Raw genomic sequence first — 22757 nt, 5'->3', positions numbered from 1 at the left:
TCGGACCCGACAGCGCACCTGGCATAAAAAAAGCGCGGACAGCAATGTCCGCGCTTTTTTGCTTTCTGCCTGCTGGCGCATTGGCAAGCGGGCAGGTCAGTCCCGCTTGCCGACCATCCGCGCCGGCACCGACAACGTCAGCGCCGCGCCCACCACCAGGCAGACCGCAAGCAGGTACATGCCGGTGTCCGTGCTGTGCGTCAGGTCCTTCAGCCAGCCCACCGCATACGGGCTGATGAATCCGGCCAGGTTACCCAGCGAGTTGATCAGCGCGATACCGGCCGCCGCGCCCGTGCCGGCCAGGAAGGCCGTCGGCAGGCTCCAGAACAGGGGCAGCGTGGTGAGGATGCCGATCGTCGCCAGCGTCAGCGCCACCATGGCCAGCGTGGTGTCACCGTGCCACTGCACCGACAGCACCAGCCCCACCGCACCCGCCAGCGCCGGCAGCGCGATGTGCCAGCGCCGCTCGCCACTGCGGTCCGCGCTGTAGGCCACCAGGATCATGCCGATCACCGCGCAGCCGTAGGGAATCGCCGTCAGCAGGCCGATGTCGAGCGCGCCCTTCACACCGGTCTGCTTGATGATCGTCGGCAGCCAGAAGCTCACGCCGTACAGACCCATCACGAAGCAGAAGTAGATCGCACTCATCAGCCACACGCGCGGGCTGGCCAGCACCTTGCTCACGGGCGGGTCTTCCTTGTGCTGGTCTTCGTCGGCGATATTGCGCTCCAGTAGCGCCTTTTCGTCGGCCGTCAGCCACTTGGCGTGCGAGATGCGGTCGTCCAGGTAGGCGAGCACCCACAGGCCGACGAGGATGGACGGAATGCCTTCCAGCAGGAACATCCATTGCCAGCCGGCCCAGCCGTTGTGACCGTCGAACGACTGCATGACCCAGCCTGACAGCGGGCCGCCGATCACGCCAGACAACGCAATGGCCGTCATGAAGAACGTGGTGGTGCGGCCGCGCCGGTTGGCCGGGTACCAGTAGGTCAGGTACAGGATGATGCCGGGGAAGAAGCCGGCTTCCGCCACGCCCAGCAGGAAGCGCAGCACGTAGAACATCGTCGGCGTGGTGACGAACATCATCGCCGCCGAGATCAGTCCCCACGTGATCATGATCCGCGCGATCCAGATGCGCGCCCCCACCTTGTGCAGGATCACGTTGCTCGGCACCTCGAACAGGAAGTAGCCGATGAAGAAGATCCCTGCGCCCAGGCCGTAGATGGTCTCGCTGAACTTCAGGTCGTTGAGCATCTGCAGCTTGGCAAAGCCCACGTTGACGCGGTCCAGATAGGCCACCACGTAGCAAAGCAGCAGGAACGGCACCAGGCGCCAGCTCACCTTGCGATAGGTGGCGTCCTCGAAGCCGGCGTCGCGCACGCCGGGATTGACTGCGGTCGTGGTCATGGTTGTCTCCTCATTGGGTATGGTTTTATTTACGACGTACCGCGGGTTGAAAAATGGGTCAGGGCGACGGCGCTAGACGCAGCGTCCGCCGTCCACTTCGATGCAGGTGCCGGTGATGAAGGCGGCCTCGTCGGAGGCCAGGTACAGGCAGGCGTTGGCCACGTCCTGCGGGGTCGACATGCGGCCCATCGGGATCGTGGCGAGAAATTTGGCGCGGTTCTCGGGGGTATCGGGCAGGCCCATGAATTGCTCGAGCAGGCCGGTGGCGCCGATCACTGGATTCACGCAGTTCACGCGGATATTGTCCGGGCCCAGTTCGGCGGCCATGGCCTTGCTGGCGACGATCACCGCACCCTTGCTGCCGTTGTACCAGACCAGGCCTGGGCGCGGCCGGATGCCGGCCGTGGATGCGATGTTGACGAAGTTGCCACCGCCGCGGCGACGGAAGTGCGGAATGAAGTGATGCGCGGACCAGTAGATGCTCTTGACGTTGACCGCGTAGACGCGGTCGAACTCTTCCTCGGTCACTTCCATGATCGGCTTGTTGCGATGGGTCGTGCCGGCGTTGTTGACGACGATATGCACATCGCCGAAGGCGGCAAGCGTGGCGTCGCGCATCGCCGCCACGTCAGCGCCTTGCGCCACGTCCGCACGTACCGCGCGGGCCTGGCCGCCCGCGTCGCGGATGGCCCTGGCCACGATCTCCGCGGCGTCCAGGTTCAGGTCCGCCACCATCACACTGGCGCCTTCCCGCGCGAAGGTGTGGGCAATGCCCTCGCCGAAGCCGGAACCGCCGCCCGTGACTACCGCTACCTTGCCAGCCAGCCTTGCCATTGCATGTCTCCTGTTGATGCCCGCCGCGATCTTGGTGCCGCTGGCGGGCCGTGCATCGGTGGAAAATTCGAGAGGGTTCTAGTCGGAAAAGGTGTTCAGCGGCGCAGCCAGGATTCTTTTGTTCGTGCTTCCTGGAGGTTGATTAAAAATGAAGCGAAGCGGTTCTGGCTAGGCCGCGCAACGACGCCAGAATCATTTTTCTAGTGCCTCCTAGTGGGAGAAGGGTCCCCGGCCGCGCAGGGCATTGGCGACCATCATCACTGCCAGCAGGAAGGGCAGCGCGACATAGAGGCACCAGTGGACGCGGTCGCCCACCGTCTCGCCCCATTTGCGCTTGAAGACTTGCAGGCGGGGCATGCCGGATGGGTTGGTGGCGCGCTTGTTCCGGACATGCCACGCCATCCAGAAAAAGAAGATGGCAAACGCGATCGACAGAAAATTGATGTTACCCATGTTGAATGGCAATGGTTTTCAGAGTGGTGAATCCGTACAGGGCCTCGAAGCCCTTTTCACGGCCGTAGCCGGACTGGCCGGTGCCGCCGAATGGCAGCTCCACGCCGCCGCCGGCACCGTAGTTGTTGATGAAGACCTGGCCGGCGCGCAGCTTGCGGGCCAGGCGCATCTGGCGTGCGCCGTCGCGCGTCCACAGGCCGGCCACCAGTCCGTACGCCGTGCCGTTGGCCAAGCGCACGGCCTCGTCCTCGGTATCGAACGGCATGGCGGCCAGCAACGGGCCGAAGACTTCCTCCTGGGCCAGGCGGTGCGTGGGCGGAACGTCGCGGAACAGCATCGGCACCTGGTAGTAGCCGGACTCCGGTGCCTCGCCGACGATCTGGCCCTGCGCCATCACGGCGATGCCGGCGTGCTGCGCATCGGAGACGAAATCCCACACGCGCTGCTGTTGCCTGCGGCTGATCAGCGGGCCGCATTCGAGGTCCAGTTCCGACGGCCCCACGCGCAGCGATTCGAACACGCCGGACAGGCGATCCAGCAGCGCCTCGTAGACAGGACGCTCCACCAGCAGGCGGCTGCCGGCTGAACAGGTCTGGCCGGCATTCTGGACGATGCCATTGACCACCACGGGCAGCAGCGCGTCCAGATCGGCATCGGCAAACACCAGCTGCGGCGACTTGCCACCAAGCTCGAGCGTCACCGGGACGTGGTTCTCGGCCGCAAGCTGGGCCACGAGCTTGCCGGTCTCGGGCGATCCCGTGAACGAAATATGGTTGATCCCCGGATGCCGGGCCAGCGCGGCGCCGGCCTCGTGGCCGTAGCCCGTGACGATGTTGAGCGCGCCTTCGGGCAGGCCGGCTTCGGCGGCCAGCTCGGCCACGCGCAGCAGTGACAGGCAGGCGTCCTCGGCCGGCTTGACCACGCAGGCGTTGCCGGTGGCCAGCGCCGCGCCCACGCTGCGGCCGAAGATCTGCAGCGGATAGTTCCACGGGATGATGTGGCCGGTCACGCCGTGCGGCTCGCGGATGGTCAGCACCGTGTAGCCGGGCTGGTAGGGAATGGTCTGGCCGTGGAGCTTGTCCACGGCGCCGGCATAGAACTCGAAGTAGCGCGCGACGGCACGGGCGTCGGCGCGGGCCTGGCGCAGCGGCTTGCCGGTATCGCGGGCTTCCAGCTCGGTCAGTTCGTTCTCATGGGAGATCAGGACCAGCGCCACCCGGTTCAGCAGGCGCACGCGATCGGCGGGGGCCATCGCACCCCAGGCGCCTTCGGCGGCCTGGCGGGCGGCGTGGACGGCCACGCTGATGTCGGTGCTGTTGCCGCGGGCGATCTCCGCAAACGGTTGGCCGCTGGAGGGATCGAATACCTTGATGCGCAGGCCGGAGTCGGGGGCGATCAGGCGGTTGGCGACGAAATGCTGGGCGTGCATGGGTGCCTCCGGGGCTCAGGTTTTGAGCAAATGCTTAATCGGGAATGCCGCATTATCGCGCAGTGCGCGGGCCGCGCAAGGCACCTGCTTTGTCAGCGTGCGGTCAGGCCTGACCCGCTATAATGCCGCCCATCCCACAACACTGGCATTCGGAGAACTCGCATGAGCTTCAACCTCGTCTCCCCGGGCAAGGACATTCCCAACGATTTCAACGTCATCATCGAGATCTCGGCCCAGAGCGATCCGGTGAAGTACGAGGCCGACAAGGAAACCGGCCTGCTGTTCGTCGACCGTTTCATCGGCACTGGCATGCGCTATCCGGCCAACTACGGCTTCATCCCCCAGACCCTGTCGGGCGACGGCGACCCCGTGGATGTGCTGGTGCTGTCTCCGTTCCCGATCCTGGCTGGCGCCGTCGTGCGCTGCCGTGCGCTCGGCATGCTGAAGATGACCGACGAATCTGGCGTGGACGCCAAGCTGGTGGCCGTGCCCGTGGACAAGCTGTCGCCGGCCACCGCCTTCATGAAGGGCCTGTCGGATGTGCCGCAGAATCTGCTGGACCAGATCAAGCACTTCTTTGAGCACTACAAGGCACTCGAAGCCGGCAAGTGGGTGAAGGTGGACGGCTGGGCCGGCATCGAAGAAGCCCACAAGGAAATCATCGACGGCGTGGCGAACTACAAGAAGTAAGCGGCACCCGGCGGCTTCCGCCAGAATGAACCCCGCCAGCGTGCGGGGTTTTTTTATGACTTCCGGGCGACCTTGCGGCCCCGGGCCGGGCATCGCCCACGACAGCGCGGGCGGCTTTGCACGCACCCGCGAAGCGAGTGCCGGAGCCCGCGCATCCCCCCGGCAACCACCCAAGCGCCTGTTGCGCCGCACAAGGAGTCTTCATGCGAATCGTGCCCGCCGCCGGAGAGCCGGACGGCATCCGCCGCTATGCGCCACCGCTGGTATATCTGCACTGGGCGATGTTCGTTCTGGTGGGCTTGGCCTACGTCGCGATCAACCTGAAGGGGATGTTTCCCCGAGGCAGCGACGCCCGGTCGATGGCGATGGCCACCCATGAGGTTGCTGGCATCCTCGTGCTGGGGCTGACCGTGCCAAGGCTGCTGTGGCGTCTCGTGGCCGGCGCACCGCCGCCGGAGCCGGGCCCGCGATGGTCGCACGTGCTGGCGCATGGCGCCCACATCGTGCTGTATGCGTTTCTCTTCGCCCAGCCGGTGCTGGGGTGGCTGACGGTCAATGCGACGGGGCATGCGGTCGAGCTGCGCTCGCTGGGGATCGCGCTGCCCACGCTGGTCTCGCCGGACAAGGCGCTGGGCACGACGTTGAAGGGCGTGCACGAATGGCTGGGGACGGCGTTCTACCTCGTCATCGGCCTGCATGCCATGGCCGCGCTGTTCCACCACTACATGCTTGGCGACAATACCCTGCGGCGGATGGGGCGCGGACGCTGATCAGCCGCGTGCGAACGGATTGCGCTCGTTGAGCTCGTCCATGTAGGCGTCGATGCCCTGGCGCTCGCGCACCAGGAAGCGTTCGACCGCGTCGGCAAACGACGGATGGGCGAGCCAGTGGGCCGAACGCGTGGCCACGGGCAGGAAGCCGCGTGCCATCTTGTGTTCGCCCTGCGCCCCGCCTTCGAACGTGCGCAGGCCTTCGGCGATGCAGAATTCCAGCGGCTGGTAATAGGCCGTCTCGAAATGCAGGCAGGGGTGGTGCTCCAGCGCGCCCCAGTAGCGGCCGTAGAGCGTGCTGACCTTCGGGTCCGCGTCGTAGAAAACCAGCGAACTGGCAATGGCCTTGCCGTCGCGCTCGGCGACGACCAGCAGCAGGTGCTCCGGCATCGCTTCCCCAATCCTGCGGAAGAAATCGAGGTTGAGGTACGGCGTGGAGTGATGCTCGCGGTAGGTCTGGCGGTAGCAGCGGTTGAACAGCTTCCACGCTTCATCGTCGATCTCCGCACCGGGCAGTTGCCGGAACGTGATGCCGGCCTCGGCCACGCGGCGGCGTTCGGCACGGATATTCTTGCGCTTCTTTTGCGACAGCGTGGCCAGGAAGGCCTCGAAGCTGTCATAGCCCGGATTGGTCCAGTGGAACTGCACGCCGTGCCGCATCATCATGCCGGCTTCCTGCATCAGGTCCGCCTCATGATCCGACGGGAAAAGCACATGCAGCGACGAGAGCTGGCTTTCCTCGGCCAGTGCCAGGGCAAAGCGCAACAGCACGCGGCGCGCGATATCGCTTTCGGCCAGCAGCCGGGCGCCGCGCACCGGCGTGAACGGAATGGCGGACAACCACTTGGGGTAGTAGGGGATGTCGTGCTGGCGATAGGCGTCGGCCCAGGCCCAGTCGAACACGTATTCCCCGTAGGAGTGGGATTTTGCGTAGAGCGGCATTGCGGCGGCCAGCCGGTCCCGGCCGGGGGCGTGGCCATCGGGCACCCAGAGGGTCAGGAAACGGGCCGACCAGCCGGTGTCGTCGGTGGCGCTGCCGCTGGCGTGCAGCGCATGCAGGAAGGCGTGACGCAGGAACGGCGTGGCTTCGGGCTGCGCGCCGACCAGGGCGTCCCAGTCGGCGGCGTCAATGTCGGCCAGGTTCGACACGATCTCCGTCCGGTAGTTGGCCACTGGATCGCTCTCCAGCGGGGACTTCCCGGCCTCCCGGTCTTTCACCGGCTTGCAAGATTCCGACTGCATTCCGCCCGATCCACTCATGAATTCCATGTTTTCCGACACTTCAGCGCCGGTCGAGTCTACCGGAAGACTTGCTGCAGTGCAGGCGGCCTAGGTGCATGACACGACGTGCGGCGCGGGCGCGTCGTAGAATGGCAAAAAGCCGCCATCCAGGCCCGACATGACACACCCATTCTTCAATCTCTATTCCCACGGCTTTGCGCGCGTGGCCGTTGGCGTGCCCGAGTGCCGGGTGGCCGATCCCGCCTACAACGCCGCGCAGACGCTCGCGCTGGCGCGACAGGCTGCCGACGGCGGCGCGGCGCTGGTCGCGTTCCCGGAACTGGGCCTGTCGGCCTACACCTGTGACGACCTGTTCCATCAGCGCGCGCTGCTGCGCGAATGCGAAACGGCGCTGCAGCAGATCGTGGATGCATCGGCCTCGATTCCGGCTGCGCTGATTGTCGGCATGCCGCTGCTGGTGGAACACCAGTTGTTCAACTGTGCCGTGGTGGTGGCCAACGGGGCAGTCCAGGGCGTGGTGCCCAAGAGCTATCTGCCGAATTACTGGGAGTTCTACGAGGCGCGCCAGTTCAGCGCCGCCGATTGCGCGCCCACGGGCCGCATCCCGCTGCTTGGCGCGAACGTGCCGTTCGGGGCGGGGCTGCTGTTCGAGATCGAGAACATCCCGTTCTTCCGTTTCCATGTGGAAATCTGCGAGGACGTCTGGGTGCCGATTCCGCCATCGTCGTTCGCGGCGCTGGCCGGGGCGACGGTGCTGGTGAACCTGTCGGCGTCGAACATCGTGATCGGCAAGTCCGGCTACCGGCACCAACTGGTGTCGCAGCAGTCGGCCCGTTGCCTGGCGGCCTACCTGTACACCTCGGCCGGCAAGGGCGAATCGTCGACCGACCTCGCCTGGGACGGGCAGGCGCTGATCTATGAGAACGGTGAACTGCTGGGCGAATCGGAGCGCTTTTCCGATGCGTCCCATTTGCTGTTTGCCGACGTGGACCTGGAGCGCTTGTCGCGCGAACGCATGCACCAGACCACGTTTGGCCAGTCGGTGCGCCGCCATCGCGAGGAGGTGGAGCAGTTCGACGTGGTGGCTTTCCGCGTCGAGGTGCCGATGGCGAAGGACCTGCCGCTGCAGCGCAAGGTCGAACGCTTCCCGTACGTGCCGTCGGACCCGCGCCGCCGCGACGAGCGCTGCATGGAGGTTTACAACATCCAGGTCCAGGCGCTGGTGCAGCGACTGTCGTCCAGCAAGATTTCCAAGGTGGTGATCGGCGTGTCCGGCGGGCTCGATTCCACCCACGCGCTGTTGGTCTGCGCCAAGACCATGGACCGCCTGGGACTGCCGCGCTCGAACATCCTGGCCTACACGATGCCGGGCTTTGCGACGAGCGACCGTACGCTGCAGCAGGCCCGTCAGCTGATGACGCTGATTGGCTGCACGGCGCGCGAGATCGACATCCGCCCGAGCTGCATGGCGATGCTCAAGGACCTGGGCCATCCGTATGCGCATGGCGAGCCGGTCTACGACGTGACCTTCGAAAACGTGCAGGCGGGCGAGCGCACCAATCACCTGTTCCGGCTGGCCAACCACAACCATGCGATCGTCATCGGGACCGGCGATCTCAGCGAACTGGCGCTCGGCTGGTGCACCTATGGCGTTGGCGATCACATGTCGCACTACAACGTGAACGCCAGCGTGCCGAAGACGCTGATCAGCCACCTCGTACGATGGGTGGCGGAAACCGGGCAGGTGGCGGCGGGCGGGCAGGAAGTGCTGCTGGCCGTGCTGGCCACGGACATCAGCCCGGAACTGGTGCCTGGCGGCGCGACCGGGAAGGGGCAGGACGAGGCGCCTGAGCAGAAGACCGAAAACATCATCGGCCCGTACGAGCTGCAGGATTTCAACCTGTACTACACGCTGCGCTTCGGGTTTTCGCCGTCCAAGGTCGCGTTTCTGGCGCTATCCGCCTGGGGCGACGTGGAACGTGGCGTCTGGCCGAACGGCCCGCATGTGGCGCGCAACGCGTACCAGCTTCCGGAAATCAAGCGCATCCTCGGTATCTTCGTCGACCGCTTCTTCCGCACGAGCCAGTTCAAGCGGTCCTGCATCCCCAATGCCCCGAAAGTGGGCTCGGGCGGGTCGCTGTCACCGCGCGGCGACTGGCGCGCGCCGAGCGATGGCGAATCGGCGGTGTGGATGCGCGATCTGGCACGGATTCCCGACTGAACGGCGCCGGCAACGCGATGGAATCCGGCTGGTTTCCGGCCGGATTCGAGCAATTTCCGACCGGTATCCGGGCGGTTTCCGGCCTTGTGTGGGCGGGTCCGCAGTCCCGGAGTGGGGTTTCGGGCTAGAATCTGTCATCTTCCGACAAACAAATACAGGGGCCAGCCATGAAGCAGATTACCGCCATCATCAAACCGTTCAAGCTCGACGAGGTGCGCGAGGCGCTGGCCGATGTGGGCGTGACGGGGCTGACGGTGACCGAGGTCAAGGGGTTTGGCCGCCAGAAGGGGCACACCGAACTGTATCGCGGCGCCGAGTACGTGGTGGACTTCCTGCCGAAGATCAAGATCGAGGTGGTGGTTGCCGAGAATCAGCTGGATACGGTGCTGGATTCGATCGTCAAGGCGGCCCACACGGGCAAGATCGGTGACGGCAAGATCTTCGTGACGGAAATCGAACGCGTGATCCGCATCCGTACCGGTGAACAGGACGAAGCGGCCGTCTGATCGCCGAGATGTTCCGGGCGGCTTTGACAGCCCTTTCCGGCAAGTGCCGCTAACTGGGGAGCTTCCAGCCGAGCTGGACCGACAGCAGCCGCATGGCCATCGTGACCAGAGCCCCGGCCAGCAGCGCCAGTTCCTGGTCCGCACGCAGCCAGGTCAGCCCGACATAGACCCAGCAGCCGACGAACGAGCACGTGGCATAGGGTGAACGGTCGCGCAAGATCATCGGCACCTCGTTGCACAGCACGTCGCGCACCACGCCACCGAACACGGCCGAGATGATGCCCATCATGACCGCCACCGTCGGCGTCATCTGTGCCACCAGCGCCAGTGACGTGCCTGTCACCGAGAACAGTCCGAGCCCGATCGCGTCGGCCACCAGCATGGCGCGGTCCGATGCCACGGTGCTGACCACGCGGAAGACGATGGCCGCGCCAATCGACATCGCGAAGATCAGCAACACGTAGTATTCGTGCTCGACCCAGTAGAAGGGCCGGCGGTCCAGCAGCACGTCGCGCACGGTGCCGCCGCCGAATGCGGTGGCGAAGGCGACGATGAAGGTGCCGACGGCATCGAGCCGCTGCTTGCGGGCATCGACCACGCCGGAGATGGCAAACGCCAGGACGCCGGTGACCTCCATCACGTGGAGGATCAGGGGCAGACGCCCCATCAGGAGGTCGATCGGCAGGTGCAGGTGCATCAGGCGCGCGGCTGGCGCAGCAACACCATGAGGGCACCCGCGCCGCCCAGGGACTCGCGGGCCTGGACGAAGGCGATGACCTCTTCCTTCTGCACCAGCCAGCTGCGCACCTTGCCCTTGAGCACGGGCAGCTTGTCGGGTGAGCCGATGCCCTTGCCGTGGATCACGCGCACGCAGCGCACGCCGTTGCGCACGGAGCGCCGCAGGAATTCGGCCAGTGCCTCGCGTGCTTCGTCGCTGCGCAGCCCATGCAGGTCCACCTTGTCCTGCGGTACCCATTCGCCGCGCCGCAGCTTCTTGATCACGTCCAGCCCGATGCCGGGGCGGCGGAAAGACATGGTTTCGTCGATATCGAGCAGGTTCTCGACATCGAACTCGTCGGACAGGGAGGCCTCCAGCACGGCCTTGTCGTTGCGCTGGGTCTGCACCGCGACGGGGGCGGGAAGCTTCTGAGGGGGCGAGACGCGATTGCGGTCGCGCAGGGTGCTGACCTGGCCGATGCTGGCGCGGAAGACGTTGGCTTCTTCCTCGGCGCGCCGTGCGGCGGCTTCGGCCGCGATGCGCTCGGCCTCGCGCCGTTCGGCATCGGCCTTCAGGTCGTCACGCAGGTTGGCCAGATCGTGCAGGCCGAATCGCTTGGATGGGGTTTTTGCGCCGTGCGGCATGGGATTTCTCCGGGGGCTCGGCGACGATTATATCGGGGGACGCCGGGGCGCAGGGCCCCGGCGGGTCGGACCTTACTGCAGGGCTTCCACGAAGCGCTGGGCGTCCAGCGCGGCCATGCAGCCCGTGCCGGCGCTGGTGATGGCCTGGCGGTAGACGTGGTCCTGCACATCGCCGGCGGCAAACACGCCCGGGATGCTCGTGGCGGTGGCGTCGCCGCCCAGGCCGCTCTTGGTCACGATGTAGCCGTTCTTCATCTCGAGCTGGCCTTCGAACAGGTCGGTGTTCGGCTTGTGGCCGATCGCCACGAACACGCCGGCCAGCTTCAGCTCTTCGGTCTGGTTCGTATCCTTGGTGCCGCGGATGCGCAGGCCGGTCACGCCCGATTCGTCGCCCAGGACTTCGTCCAGCGTGCTGTCGTAGCGCAGTTCGATGCGGCCTTCCTTGACGCGCTGGAGCAGGCGGTCCACCAGGATCGGCTCAGCGCGGAACTTGTCGCGGCGGTGGATCAGCGTCACCTTGCTGGCGATGTGCGACAGGTACAGTGCTTCCTCGACGGCCGTGTTGCCGCCGCCGATGACGGCGACTTCCTGGTTCTTGTAGAAGAAGCCGTCGCAGGTGGCGCAGGCGGACACGCCGCGGCCCATGAAGGTTTCTTCCGAGGGCAGGCCCAGGTACTGAGCTGAGGCGCCGGTGGCGATGATCAGGGAATCGCAGGTGTACTCGCCGGAATCGCCGATCAGGCGGATCGGCCTTTCGGTCAGCTTGGCCGTGTGGATGTGATCGAAAATGATTTCAGTGTTGAAGCGCTCGGCGTGCGCCAGGAAGCGCTGCATCAAGTCCGGGCCCTGCACGCCGTTAGCATCGGCAGGCCAGTTTTCCACGTCGGTGGTGGTCATCAGCTGGCCGCCCTGGGCCAGGCCGGTGATCAGTACGGGGTTCAGGTTTGCGCGGGCTGCGTAGACGGCGGCGGTGTAGCCGGCGGGACCGGACCCGAGAATCAGTACTTTTGCGTGTTTTGCGGACATGATGCTTTCCTGTGGCCGGCGTTGCGCGCCGTAGGCGTCGCGCCGGTGTAACTCGAAACCGCCATTATAAGTGGGCTGGCGTTTGCCTACTGTTGCAAATTCCAATGGAGGCGATAGGGCCGGCCAAGGTTAAAATGGCCGCCATCGTCCACATCGAGCGATCTATAGACCCACCGAATGGCCCGCGCTACCTCCACTACCCGGACCGACCCGTCGGCACTCCCATCGCGCATCGGCAAGCTGCTTGGCGAGGTGCGATGGTTCCTGTTGCTCGCCGTCACCCTCGGCTTCCTGTGCGTGCTGGCCAGCTACAGCAAGGCTGACCCAGGCTGGTCCCACGCCAGCCAGGTGGCGGATATCCACAACCTGGGCGGCCGCGTCGGCGCCTGGGTGGCGGACGTGCTGTTCTTCATCTTCGGCTTCTCCGCCTACTGGTGGAGCGTGCTGCTGATGCGCCGATGCTGGCGCGGGTGGCGCACGCTGACCGCGGAGCTGCCCGAACGCTTGGCGGAGCCCCATCACAGCGTGACCATCAGCTGGATCGGCTTCGCGCTGACGCTGGTGTCCAGCATGGGTCTCGAAGCCATTCGCATGTATCCGCTGCGGTCGGCGCTGCCGCGTGCGCCCGGCGGCGTGCTGGGCGATCTGCTCGGCGGCTGGCTGCAACTGGCGCTGGGGTTCTCCGGCGCCACGCTGCTCCTGCTGCTGATGTTCGCCATCGGGCTGTCGCTGCTGTTCCATTTCTCCTGGCTCTCCGTGGCCGAACACGTCGGCGGCTTCGTCGAGACGCTGTTCCTCGGTTTCAAGGCCCGCCGCGAGAAGAAGCAGGACCGCATCATCGGCGCCGCAGCCAAGGTGGAGCGCACCGAGACCGTGGAAGTCCAGCGCGTGCGCCAGGAGGAAGCGGTGCCGGTGCAGATCGTGCGTCCGCAGGCCGTGCCCAAGCACGAGCGCGTGGAGCGCGAGAAACAGCAGCCGCTGTTCGCCGATATTCAGGACTCCGCCCTGCCGCCGCTGTCGCTGCTCGATCCGACTCCCACCCACCAGGAAACGGTGAGCGCCGAGACGCTGGAATTCACATCCCGCCTGATCGAGAAGAAGCTCAAGGACTTTGGCGTCGAGGTCAAGGTCGTGGCCGCCTATCCCGGTCCGGTCATCACGCGCTACGAAATCGAGCCGGCCACCGGCGTCAAGGGCAGCCAGGTCGTCAATCTCGCGCGCGACCTGGCGCGGAGCCTGTCGCTCGTGTCGATCCGCGTGGTTGAGACCATCCCGGGCAAGAACTACATGGGGCTGGAGCTCCCCAATCCCAAGCGTCAGACTGTCCGCCTGTCTGAAATTCTCGGTTCCCAGGTCTACAACGAAAGCGCCTCCAGCCTGACCATGGCGCTGGGCAAGGACATCGCCGGCAAGCCGATGGTGGCCGATTTGGCCAGGATGCCGCACTGCATGGTTGCGGGCACGACCGGTTCCGGCAAGTCGGTGGGCATCAACGCGATGATCCTGTCGCTGCTCTACAAGGCCCGCGCCGATCAGGTGCGGCTGATCCTGATCGACCCGAAGATGCTGGAAATGAGCGTCTACGAGGGCATCCCGCACCTGCTGTGCCCGGTGGTGACGGATATGCGCCAGGCCGGCAATGCGCTGAACTGGGCCGTCGGCGAGATGGAGCGCCGCTACAAGCTCATGAGCAAGCTTGGCGTGCGCAACCTGGCCGGCTACAACAAGAAGATCGACGAAGCGGCGGCCCGGGAAGAGAAGATCCCGAATCCGTTCAGCCTGACGCCGGACGCGCCGGAGCCGCTCGACAAGTTGCCGACGATCGTGATCGTCATCGACGAACTGGCCGACCTGATGATGGTGGTGGGCAAGAAGGTCGAGGAACTGATTGCCCGCATCGCGCAGAAGGCGCGCGCGGCCGGCCTGCATCTGGTGCTGGCCACGCAACGTCCGTCGGTGGATGTGATCACCGGACTGATCAAGGCCAACGTGCCGACGCGGATCGCGTTCCAGGTCAGCAGCAAGATCGACTCGCGCACCATCCTCGACCAGCAGGGCGCGGAAGCGCTGCTGGGCATGGGCGACATGCTCTACCTGGCGCCGGGCACCGGCCTGCCGATACGCGTGCACGGCGCCTTTGTGTCCGACGACGAGGTCCATCGTGTGGTGGACAAGCTCAAGGAATCGGGCGCCGCCAATTACATCGAGGGCATCCTTGAAGGCGGGCTGGTCGACGGCGACGGTGCGGGCGACAGCCTGGGCGGCGGCGCCGGGATTGCCGGCGGTGCCGGTGGCGAGGCCGATCCCCTCTACGATCAGGCGGTGGAAGTGGTGATCAAGAACCGCCGGGCGTCGATCTCGCTGGTGCAGCGCCATCTGCGCATCGGCTACAACCGTGCCGCACGGCTGCTGGAAGACATGGAGAAGGCTGGTCTGGTCTCCGCCATGTCGGGCAATGGCAACCGCGATATTCTGGTGCCCGCCGGGGCCTCGGCACGCGACGACGAATAGCCGACGACGAATAGTTTGCATTGGGGCCGGCGACGGGCGAAATGTGACGGGTAACATACCGTTACCGTCGTCACAGGAATTCGCCTTCCAACGCCGTGCTCTAACCCGCCATCCAGTGACTCATGAAGGGATCTGAATCCATGGGATATCGCATTCTTGCGTCGACGTGTGCGGCGCTGGCCATGCTGGCCGCCATCGTGCCGGCCGCCCAGGCCGCCGCCACCGACCAGTTGCAGAGCTTTGTCACGAGCGTGAAAAGCGCTCGCGGCGAATTCACACAGAAACAGCTCAAGGGGCAGGGCGGTGACGCCAAGGTGGCAGGCTCGTCCAGCGGCACGTTCGCGTTCTCGCGGCCCGGCAAGTTCACGTGGCGCTACACCAAGCCGTATGACCAGCTGCTGCAGGCCGATGGCCAGACGCTCTACATCTACGACAAGGACCTGAACCAGGTCACCGAGCGCAAGCTTGACGGCGCACTGGGCTCCAGCCCGGCCGCCATCCTGTTCGGCAGCAACGACCTGACGAAGAACTTCGACGTGAAGAATGGCGCGACGCGCGATGGCGTGGAGTGGCTGGACCTGACGCCGAAGTCGAAGGACACGCAGTTCGAGAAGATCAGCATCGGCTTCAAGGGCGGCAACCTGGAGGCGATGGAATTGCGCGACGCGTTTGGTAACACCACGCTGCTGACGTTCACCGCCATGCAGAAGAATCCGTCGCTGCCGGCGGACGCATTCCGCTTCACGGTGCCCAAAGGCGCCGACGTGATGAAGCAATAGGAGCCGCGATCAACATGACCCCGTCGTTCGATTTGTCGTCCGCTTCTTCGTCGGTTCAATCGTCCGTGCCGCCGGCCCGGCGCAAGTTCGGTGTGCCGGGTGGCGCCCTGGTCGCCGCGCTGTTGTTGTCCGCCTGCGCCCATTCCGGCGCAAGCAAGTTCGATGTCGATGCCTTCCTGCGCGCGTCCGACACGGCGCTGCCGGAAGTGCTCGGCAATGCGGATTTCCTGAAAGCGACGCGCGTATCGCACGAGCAATGCGCCACACTCCTGCAGTCGCCCCACATCGGCGCGCTGGAGGACCTGCCGGCCAGCAACACGGCGCGGGGCCCGGCATGGCTGCTCCATCCGGCGGGTTCGCCGGACAAGGTCTGGCTGGTGGTGAGCGAGGCCGGTGGCGAGCGCAACTGCCACGGCCCGCTGCCCGCGGACGCCATGAAGGCCCTGACGTCGCGGGCCAAGGGCTGACGCCCCTGGGGGAGGGCTACGCCTGCGCCTCGCGCGCGTAGCGCTGCCGCGGCACGGGCAGCTTTTGCAGCTTCTCGCGCCGGATGCGGATTGCCTCCTCGTCACCGCGCTTGATGGCCGCGCGCAGCTTCAACACGGCTTTCCGGTATTGCTTTTTCTTGCGGATGCGGGTCGTGATGGCCATGGCAGTGGCTCCCTCCTGGATGACGGCAACGGCGCCGGATGACCGCCATGGTAAGCCCGACGGCCGCGGTCACGGCCGAAGTCAAAAGAATTCAGATCGGGCTTCGAAGGGACTGAAATTGGCTCCGGCACTTAGCCGGCGGCGATTCAGAGCAGAAAGCGGCGGTTATCGTTCGGCGGGTAGGGTGTTTCGACCTTGCGGAACCGCAACTTGGTGCTGCTATTGAGCTTGCGGCCGGCCATCTTGCGCTGCAACTGGCGATGCACGGCCCCGATATGACCTACGGATCCCTGTGCATATGGCTTGCCGTCGGTGGCGCCCGGCAGGCCGCCACCAGCCGCGAGCGCGGCATTGTGGGCCGCGGCCGATTTCTGGATCAGGACATCCAGCACCTGGCGCGCCCGCACTGCCGCGTGTAGCGGACCGTCGGCCGGGTTGGCGCGGGCGCGGACCGCATCTTGCGGCAACTGCACATTGCCGGCCACGCGGCGCAGCCCCGCGCGGAGTTCCGCGCCGTCCATTTCCGCTTCCTGCACGATCCACACGGCGTCATGCCGTAGCCAACCTTCCACGTCCGCCAGTCGGCGCACCAGCGCAGGCAGCAGCAGGGCGCCGCCAAACCGGCGCGAGCGGCGGATCGCGCTCAGCCCAATCCGGCGTACCTGCGGATTCTCATGGTCGATCAGGTCCGAGATCACGCGGTCGGCGTCCTCCTGTGCGGCGATCAGCTCGGCAAATTGCCCTGCCAGCGAGATCTCCTCCACGCCGCTGAGCTTGTTCTTGCTAGCGAGCCTGGACATCTTGAACAACAGCATGCGGTAACGCAGCATAGAAATCCTCGAACTTGGTAACCGATGAATGTCTGCGACAACCGCCGGTCACGCCGGCGTGGCGTCTCGCGTCGGATGAGACGCGGGCCATTGGAAGGTATCGGCAACGTGGCAGGAATCTTTAGCCCGTTGCCGCACATTTTCAGGCGGCTCGGCACCGGACGTGGGAGCGCCCGGCGGGGTGGGTGCTGGATGGTTGTGGGCGCGGACTGGCGGGCTGGCAAGCGTCAATCGTCTACACTGTCACGTTCCGCGCCGCTGCCGGCCGCTGCCGCCGCGCGCGCTTTGACTACGAGGTAGATCGACCGTGGCGGACTCGCTGTTTTCCGACCCCCCTGAACGTACCCGCCAGCCGCTGGCGGAGCGCCTGCGCCCACGCACTATCGATGACGTGATCGGGCAGCAGCACCTGCTCGGCCCCGGCAGGCCGCTGCGCGTGGCGTTCGAATCGGGCGAACCGCATTCGATGATCCTGTGGGGCCCGCCCGGCGTGGGCAAGACCACCCTGGCGCGGCTGATGGCGGACGCATTCGACGCGGAGTTCATCGCGCTGTCCGCGGTGCTTTCTGGCGTCAAGGACATCCGCGAAGCGGTGGAACGCGCCGAGCAATACCGCGCGCATGGCCGCCGCACGCTGGTGTTCGTGGACGAGGTGCACCGCTTCAACAAGAGCCAGCAGGATGCCTTCCTGCCGCACGTGGAAAGCGGCCTGTTCACGTTTATCGGCGCGACGACCGAGAATCCGTCGTTCGAGGTCAACGGCGCACTGCTGTCGCGCGCCGCCGTCTACGTGCTCAAGAGCCTGGACGAGGGCGAACTGGGGCAGCTCGTGCTGCGCGCCAGCGAGGAACTGGGCGGCGTGACGTGGGATGACGAGGCCTTGCAGCTGATCGTCGCTTCCGCCGACGGCGATGGGCGCAAGCTGCTGAACAACATCGAGATCGTGGTGCGTGCGGCGCGAAACGCTGGCGTGGACAAGATCGATACCGCATTGCTGGGCAGCGCGCTGTCCGAGAACCTGCGCCGTTTCGACAAGGGTGGCGATGCGTTCTATGACCAGATCAGCGCGCTGCACAAGTCGGTGCGCGGCTCCGATCCCGACGGCGCGCTGTACTGGTTCTGCCGGATGCTGGATGGCGGCGCCGACCCGCGCTATCTGGCGCGGCGCATTGTGCGGATGGCGTGGGAAGACATTGGCCTGGCCGATCCTCGTGCCGCCCGCATCACGCTGGACGCCGCCGAAACCTACGAGCGGCTGGGATCGCCCGAAGGCGAGCTGGCGCTTGCGCAGGCGCTGATCTACCTGGCCGTGGCGCCGAAGTCGAACGCAGGCTACAACGCCTACAATGCCGTGCGTGCCTTCGTTGCCAAGGACAAGTCGCGCACGGTCCCCGTGCACCTGCGCAACGCGCCCACCAAGTTGATGAAGGAGCTGGGCTACGGCCACGCGTACCGCTATGCCCATGACGAGCCTGAGGCCTACGCTGCCGGCGAGCATTACCTGCCGGACGACCTGCGCCGCCAGGACTGGTACCAGCCCACGCCGCGCGGGCTGGAGGGCAAGATTGGCGACAAGCTGCGCCATTTGCGCGACCTGGACGACGCCTGGCATCGGGCGCGGAAGGGCCGGGCGAGTGGGCAGGCGGGCGGCGGTGAGATGGGGCAAATGAGGGACGAAAAGAAGGGCGAAAAGAAGGACGAAGATGCGGCTCGTGACCCTGACCCGGAGGGCGATCGCTAAGCGGCCACCCGATGCCGATCCCGAAATCGTAGAACAGGACCGTAAATCCCGGCAGATTCGGTCACGGCAGGGCTGGCCGGTGCAGTAAAATGTCGCGTTCGCCGGCATGTCGCCGGCACTGCACACCGATCGCAACATGCTCGACATCCAGCTGCTCCGCAAAGACATCGACGCCGTGGCCCAACGCCTTGCCACGCGCGGATTCCAACTCGACGTGGCTGCGTTCAAGGCCATCGAGGCCGAACGCAAGCAACTGCAGACCCAGACCGAGGAACTGCAGGCCCGCCGCAACAGCCTGTCCAAGCAGATCGGCATGCTCAAGGGCAGGGGCGAGGATGCCTCGGGCCCGATGGCGGAGGTGGCTGGCATCGGCGATACGCTGAAGGCATCGGCCCAGCGACTCGCCGAGATCCAGGAGCAGATCAGCGACGCCGTGCTCTCGATTCCCAACCTGCCGGATGAGAGCGTGCCGGTCGGCAAGGACGAGACCGCCAACGTGGAAGTGCGCCGCGTCGGCACGCCGCGCACGTTCGACTTCGAGATCAAGGATCACGTGGACGTGGGCGCGAAGCTCGGCCTGGACTTCGACACCGCCGCGCGCGTGACCGGCTCGCGCTTCGCGTTCCTTCGCGGCGGCGTGGCCCGCATGCATCGCGCGCTGGTGCAACTGATGGTGGACACGCATTCCGCCGAGCACGGCTACACGGAGATGTACGTGCCGTACATCGTCAATGCGGCGTCGATGCGAGGTACCGGCCAACTGCCGAAGTTCGAGGACGACCTGTTCAAGGTGCCGCGCAAGGTGGGCGGCGAAGATGGCCAGGACGGCATCGAGAATTTCTACCTGATCCCGACCGCCGAAGTGCCGCTGACCAATATGGTTCGCGATGCGATCGTCGCCGGCGACAAGCTGCCGCTGCGCTTTGTCGCGCATACGCCGTGCTTCCGTTCGGAGGCAGGGTCGTACGGCAAGGACACGCGCGGCATGATTCGCCAGCACCAGTTCGACAAGGTGGAGATGGTGCAGGTGGTGGCGCCCGATCAGTCGATGGCCGCGCTGGAAGAGCTGACTGCGCACGCCGAGGCAATCCTGAAGAAGCTGGAACTGCCGTTCCGCACGATCGTGCTGTGCACGGGCGACATGGGCTTTGGCAGCACCAAGACCTACGACCTGGAAGTCTGGATCCCGGCGCAGAACACGTATCGCGAGATCAGCTCCTGCTCGAACATGGGCGATTTCCAGGCGCGCCGCATGCAGGCGCGTTTCCGCACGGGCCAGGGCAAGCCGGAACTCGTGCATACGCTCAACGGCTCCGGCCTCGCCGTTGGCCGCACGCTCGTCGCGATCCTTGAGAATTACCAGAATGCCGACGGTTCGGTGACAGTGCCGAAGGCGCTGCAGCCGTACATGGGCGGCATCACGCGCCTGGAACCGGAAGCGTAAAAATTGTTGCGGAAGTCGCTTGCATTCCCGCGAGCGATCTCGCTATAATCTTGGTTTCGCCGCTGACGCGCGACCCAGTTACCGGAGAGGTGGCAGAGTGGTCGAATGTACCTGACTCGAAATCAGGCGTAGGTGCGAGCCTACCGTGGGTTCGAATCCCACCCTCTCCGCCATTTATAAGAAGCTGTCCGGTTCGCCGGGCAAGCAACAAACTGTAGTAACACTCAAACCGACGCACTGCGCAAGCAGCCGTCGGTTTTGTTTTTCTGGCGCAGCGCTGGCAACCCTTCCGCAATCTATATTGGTGACGTGGCGCCATGCCATGGCAACTGGCAGGAGGGATGCCTATGAGTCGCAACACGCACTCTAATTCGAAGCGGCCTTCGCCGAATATCCGAATCGAGAAACGGCACAGCAAGGACACTGATATGCAACAGGCCACGCAAGTGCATCGCGAGATGAAGATGCCCGAGCCCGGCGGCATGCGGCAGCGGACCCATCGCAAATAGCTGCAGGTCAGAGTCCCGCATCACGACGCCCGGCATGGTCCGGGCGTCGTTGTTTTAAGATGACGCGTCTCCGCTGATGCCAGGCGGGCCGGCAACTCGCCAGCTCTCCAACTCGCCAATCCGTCCACCCGATCCGGCCACATGTCCCCGACCAGCACGCACGTAGCACCCGACAATCTTCCCGTATTGCCCGACGATCCCAACCTGATTGCGGGCATGCCGTACCGTCACTACAAGGGCGGCGCCTACGCCGTCGCCGGGATCGGGCGGCTGGAGTCCGACCTGTCGGCCGTAGTGGTGTATGAATCGATGCGCGATCGGTCGCTGCTGTGGGTGCGGCCGGCCAGCGTCTTTGTCGAACCCGTGGACACGCCCGCGGGCACGGTGCCGCGATTCGCGCCGGACTGGCCGGCATCGCTGGCGTGCCTGGATTTCCTGTCGCGCAGCGATGTGCTGGCGGTGCTGTCGCTCTATGACGCGCCATATCGCAAGTACCACGACCGCAGGCATGTGCTCGAGATGTTCGAGGCCGCCCGCGCACGGGGCATCGCGCTGAACGCCGCGCAGGCGCTGGCCGTGCTGTTCCACGATGCGGTCTATGTGCCCGGCTGCGAGCACAACGAGGCGGCATCGGCGGCGTTGATCGAGACGATGGCGCCAAATGTCGATGCCTCGACAATCGCCGCTGCCGCCAGCATCGTGCGTGATACCGCCACGCATGCCCCGTCCACCGACGATGCCGCCATCGTGCTCGATCTCGACCTGTTGCGCCTTGCCGCGCCGCCGGACGATTTCGATCGCTACAGCGAGGCAGTGTTTGCGGAGAATCGCGCGCTGCTGGCCGCGCGAACGGGGCTGGAAGGGGAGGCGCTGTGGCAGGCGTTCATGCAGCGTCGGGCCGCGTTCCTTGGCAAGCTGGCGGAGCGGCCGCGCCTGTTCCTGACCGATGCCTTCGCCGATGCGGAGGCGAGCGCGCGCGGCAATATCGTGCGTCTGCTGCAGCCAGGCGCCGGGGCCTGATCCGTCAGGCCGCGTCGGCGGGCGTGGCTGGCGTGGCCGGTGCGGCGGGCAGGCGCGACACCAGCAATTGGTCGATCTTGTGGTGGTCGATATCCACAACCTCGAACCTGAAGCCCGCCACGGTGATCGATTCCGATTTCTTCGGAATTCGCTTGAGCGAATAGATCACAAGGCCCGCCGCCGTGTCGACGTAGTCTTCGCCGGGCAACGTGTCCAGGTCGAGCGCCTTCTTGAGGTCCCCCAGCGGCGTCAGGCCGTCGACGAGCCATGACGATTCGTCACGCCGCACGATCTGCTCGTCCTCGGCGGAATACAGGATGTCTCCCATTAGTGCGCCGACGATGTCGTCCAGTGTGACGATGCCTACCACCAGCCCGTATTCGTTCATCACCACGGCAAAGCTCTCGTGCATCTCGCGGAAACGCGTCAGCGACTCCGACAGCGTCAGCGTGTCCGGGATCACCAGCACATTCTTGTCGTGGTGCCGGCCGATGTTGCCGAGCACCGTGGCGCTTTCGTCGGCCAGCAGCAACTGCAGGATGTCCTTGGAATCGATGTAGCCGAGCACATCGTCGAGGTCGTGTCCGCAGACCGGATATTGCGCATGCGGCTGGTTGACCAGCTTGCGCCGCACGCTGTCGGCGGTTTCGTCGAGCGTCAGGTAGACCACGTCGTCCCGTGGCGTCATGATCGCCGTGATGCCCTTGGAATCGAGTTCGAAGACGTTCTCGATCAGGTGCAGTTCATGCTTGTGGAGCACGCCGGCCTCGGCGCCTGCGTCGACCATCGCCGCGATATCTTCCGTGGTGATCTGGTCCACGGGCTTGGTGGGCACGCCGAAGAGGCGCAGCATGGCATCGGCTGCGGCGTTGAAGATCCAGACCACGGGCCGGAGCACCTTGAGCAGCGTCAGGATCGGTCCGATGACGGCGACCGCGCAGGCCTCCGGGAAAGTCATCGCGATCCGCTTCGGAATCAGGTCGGCAAACTGGATGAACAGCAACGTGACCACGAGGAAGGAGCCGATATTGGCGATGCGCTGCGCATGCCCGGGATCCATATAGGGGGCCAGTGCCTCATAGACGAGGTCGGAGACATGCTTCTCGCCGAGGATACCGGCGAGGATGGCCACGCTGTTGACGCCGATCTGCACGATCGTGAAGAAGTTGCCGGGCTCCTCCTTGAGGAGCAGGACCTTGGTGGCGCGGCGATCCCCGCGCTCGGACAAGACTTGCAGCTTGGTGCGGCGGGCGGCGGTCAGCGCAATCTCGGAGATCGAGAAAAACGCACTGATCAGCACGAGAAGAATCAGGGTCAGGACGAACATGTTGG

21 protein-coding genes and 1 tRNA gene are annotated in these 22757 nt (G+C 65.5%); 11 read left to right on the top strand and 11 right to left on the bottom strand.

Going from position 1 to position 22757, the window contains the following annotated elements:
• Positions 1-96 precede the first annotated feature (96 nt).
• From AC1DOX_RS13515 to AC1DOX_RS13500, 4 genes are all read right to left on the bottom strand, one after another.
• Positions 97-1407: an MFS transporter gene (locus tag AC1DOX_RS13515; protein WP_092136355.1), complete on the bottom strand. Its 1311-nt coding sequence runs from the start codon at positions 1405-1407 to the stop codon at positions 97-99.
• 72 nt (positions 1408-1479) lie between these two features.
• Positions 1480-2241: an SDR family oxidoreductase gene (locus tag AC1DOX_RS13510; RefSeq protein WP_441619833.1), complete on the bottom strand. Its 762-nt coding sequence runs from the start codon at positions 2239-2241 to the stop codon at positions 1480-1482.
• A gap of 210 nt (positions 2242-2451) precedes the next feature.
• Positions 2452-2694 (bottom strand): hypothetical protein, encoded by a 243-nt coding sequence (locus tag AC1DOX_RS13505; protein WP_092136359.1) that lies wholly within the window; start codon positions 2692-2694, stop codon positions 2452-2454.
• Positions 2687-4123, bottom strand: coding sequence for an aldehyde dehydrogenase family protein (locus AC1DOX_RS13500; protein WP_441619831.1), 1437 nt, complete (start codon positions 4121-4123; stop codon positions 2687-2689). The genes AC1DOX_RS13505 and AC1DOX_RS13500 overlap by 8 nt, the downstream gene beginning before the upstream one ends.
• A 162-nt stretch (positions 4124-4285) precedes the next feature.
• On the opposite strand from AC1DOX_RS13500, the gene ppa reads away from it, so the two are divergent.
• Together ppa and AC1DOX_RS13490 are read left to right on the top strand one after the other, a co-directional pair.
• On the top strand, positions 4286-4813 hold the full coding sequence (gene ppa, locus AC1DOX_RS13495) for an inorganic diphosphatase (protein WP_441619829.1): 528 nt from the start codon (positions 4286-4288) through the stop codon (positions 4811-4813).
• A gap of 203 nt (positions 4814-5016) precedes the next feature.
• The gene (locus tag AC1DOX_RS13490) at positions 5017-5583 is read left to right on the top strand and encodes a cytochrome b (protein WP_441619827.1); all 567 of its coding nucleotides are present in this window, start codon (positions 5017-5019) and stop codon (positions 5581-5583) included.
• On the opposite strand, the gene AC1DOX_RS13485 is transcribed toward AC1DOX_RS13490, so the two are convergent.
• A complete protein-coding gene (locus AC1DOX_RS13485; protein ID WP_441619825.1) occupies positions 5584-6825 on the bottom strand; it encodes a GNAT family N-acetyltransferase in 1242 nt (413 codons plus the stop codon).
• Positions 6826-6982: 157 nt separating this feature from the next.
• Here AC1DOX_RS13485 and AC1DOX_RS13480 point away from each other — a divergent pair, with 157 nt between their 5' ends.
• Positions 6983-9046 carry an NAD(+) synthase gene (locus AC1DOX_RS13480; RefSeq protein ID WP_441619823.1) on the top strand — a complete coding sequence of 688 codons (2064 nt, stop codon included), beginning with the start codon at positions 6983-6985 and terminating at the stop codon, positions 9044-9046.
• 167 nt (positions 9047-9213) lie between these two features.
• Entirely contained in the window at positions 9214-9552 is a 339-nt protein-coding gene (glnK, locus tag AC1DOX_RS13475) for a P-II family nitrogen regulator (RefSeq protein ID WP_061957551.1), read from the top strand.
• A 49-nt stretch (positions 9553-9601) separates the two neighbouring features.
• On the opposite strand, the gene AC1DOX_RS13470 is transcribed toward glnK, so the two are convergent.
• From AC1DOX_RS13470 to trxB, 3 genes are all read right to left on the bottom strand, one after another.
• Entirely contained in the window at positions 9602-10249 is a 648-nt protein-coding gene (locus AC1DOX_RS13470; protein WP_441619821.1) for a trimeric intracellular cation channel family protein, read from the bottom strand.
• Positions 10249-10914, bottom strand: a complete 666-nt coding sequence (locus AC1DOX_RS13465; RefSeq protein ID WP_441619819.1) for a Smr/MutS family protein — start codon at positions 10912-10914, stop codon at positions 10249-10251. The genes AC1DOX_RS13470 and AC1DOX_RS13465 overlap by 1 nt, the downstream gene beginning before the upstream one ends.
• 72 nt (positions 10915-10986) lie before the next feature.
• Complete coding sequence (gene trxB / locus AC1DOX_RS13460) at positions 10987-11940, bottom strand: thioredoxin-disulfide reductase (RefSeq protein WP_092136373.1); 954 nt, start codon at positions 11938-11940, stop codon at positions 10987-10989.
• 177 nt (positions 11941-12117) lie between these two features.
• On the opposite strand from trxB, the gene AC1DOX_RS13455 reads away from it, so the two are divergent.
• The 3 genes from AC1DOX_RS13455 to AC1DOX_RS13445 all read left to right on the top strand — a co-directional run bounded on the left by AC1DOX_RS13455 (position 12118) and on the right by AC1DOX_RS13445 (position 15697).
• Positions 12118-14451, top strand: a complete 2334-nt coding sequence (locus AC1DOX_RS13455; RefSeq protein ID WP_441619817.1) for a DNA translocase FtsK — start codon at positions 12118-12120, stop codon at positions 14449-14451.
• A gap of 140 nt (positions 14452-14591) precedes the next feature.
• Complete coding sequence (gene lolA, locus AC1DOX_RS13450; protein ID WP_441619864.1) at positions 14592-15230, top strand: outer membrane lipoprotein chaperone LolA; 639 nt, start codon at positions 14592-14594, stop codon at positions 15228-15230.
• Positions 15231-15244: 14 nt separating this feature from the next.
• Entirely contained in the window at positions 15245-15697 is a 453-nt protein-coding gene (locus AC1DOX_RS13445) for a hypothetical protein (RefSeq protein WP_441619815.1), read from the top strand.
• 16 nt (positions 15698-15713) lie between these two features.
• Here AC1DOX_RS13445 and AC1DOX_RS13440 read toward each other — a convergent pair whose 3' ends face one another.
• Both AC1DOX_RS13440 and AC1DOX_RS13435 read right to left on the bottom strand, forming a co-directional pair.
• A complete protein-coding gene (locus AC1DOX_RS13440; protein WP_176860900.1) occupies positions 15714-15881 on the bottom strand; it encodes a hypothetical protein in 168 nt (55 codons plus the stop codon).
• 146 nt (positions 15882-16027) lie between these two features.
• A complete protein-coding gene (locus AC1DOX_RS13435) occupies positions 16028-16711 on the bottom strand; it encodes a hypothetical protein (RefSeq protein ID WP_441619813.1) in 684 nt (227 codons plus the stop codon).
• Between the two features lie 307 nt (positions 16712-17018).
• Here AC1DOX_RS13435 and AC1DOX_RS13430 point away from each other — a divergent pair, with 307 nt between their 5' ends.
• From AC1DOX_RS13430 to AC1DOX_RS13415, 4 genes are all read left to right on the top strand, one after another.
• The gene (locus tag AC1DOX_RS13430; protein ID WP_441619811.1) at positions 17019-18452 is read left to right on the top strand and encodes a replication-associated recombination protein A; all 1434 of its coding nucleotides are present in this window, start codon (positions 17019-17021) and stop codon (positions 18450-18452) included.
• 136 nt (positions 18453-18588) lie between these two features.
• The gene (serS, locus tag AC1DOX_RS13425; protein WP_441619862.1) at positions 18589-19896 is read left to right on the top strand and encodes a serine--tRNA ligase; all 1308 of its coding nucleotides are present in this window, start codon (positions 18589-18591) and stop codon (positions 19894-19896) included.
• An 83-nt stretch (positions 19897-19979) separates the two neighbouring features.
• A tRNA-Ser gene (locus AC1DOX_RS13420) sits at positions 19980-20069 on the top strand.
• A 477-nt stretch (positions 20070-20546) separates the two neighbouring features.
• A complete protein-coding gene (locus AC1DOX_RS13415) occupies positions 20547-21425 on the top strand; it encodes a DUF1653 domain-containing protein (protein ID WP_441619809.1) in 879 nt (292 codons plus the stop codon).
• A 4-nt stretch (positions 21426-21429) separates the two neighbouring features.
• On the opposite strand, the gene paeA is transcribed toward AC1DOX_RS13415, so the two are convergent.
• On the bottom strand, positions 21430-22752 hold the full coding sequence (paeA, locus tag AC1DOX_RS13410) for a polyamine export protein PaeA (protein WP_441619807.1): 1323 nt from the start codon (positions 22750-22752) through the stop codon (positions 21430-21432).
• Positions 22753-22757 lie beyond the last annotated feature (5 nt).

The sequence above is a fragment of the Cupriavidus sp. 01L415 genome, assembly GCF_056400065.1.
The sequence above is the reverse complement of the archived record's forward strand: the minus strand, read 5'-3'. Positions and strand labels throughout refer to the sequence as shown.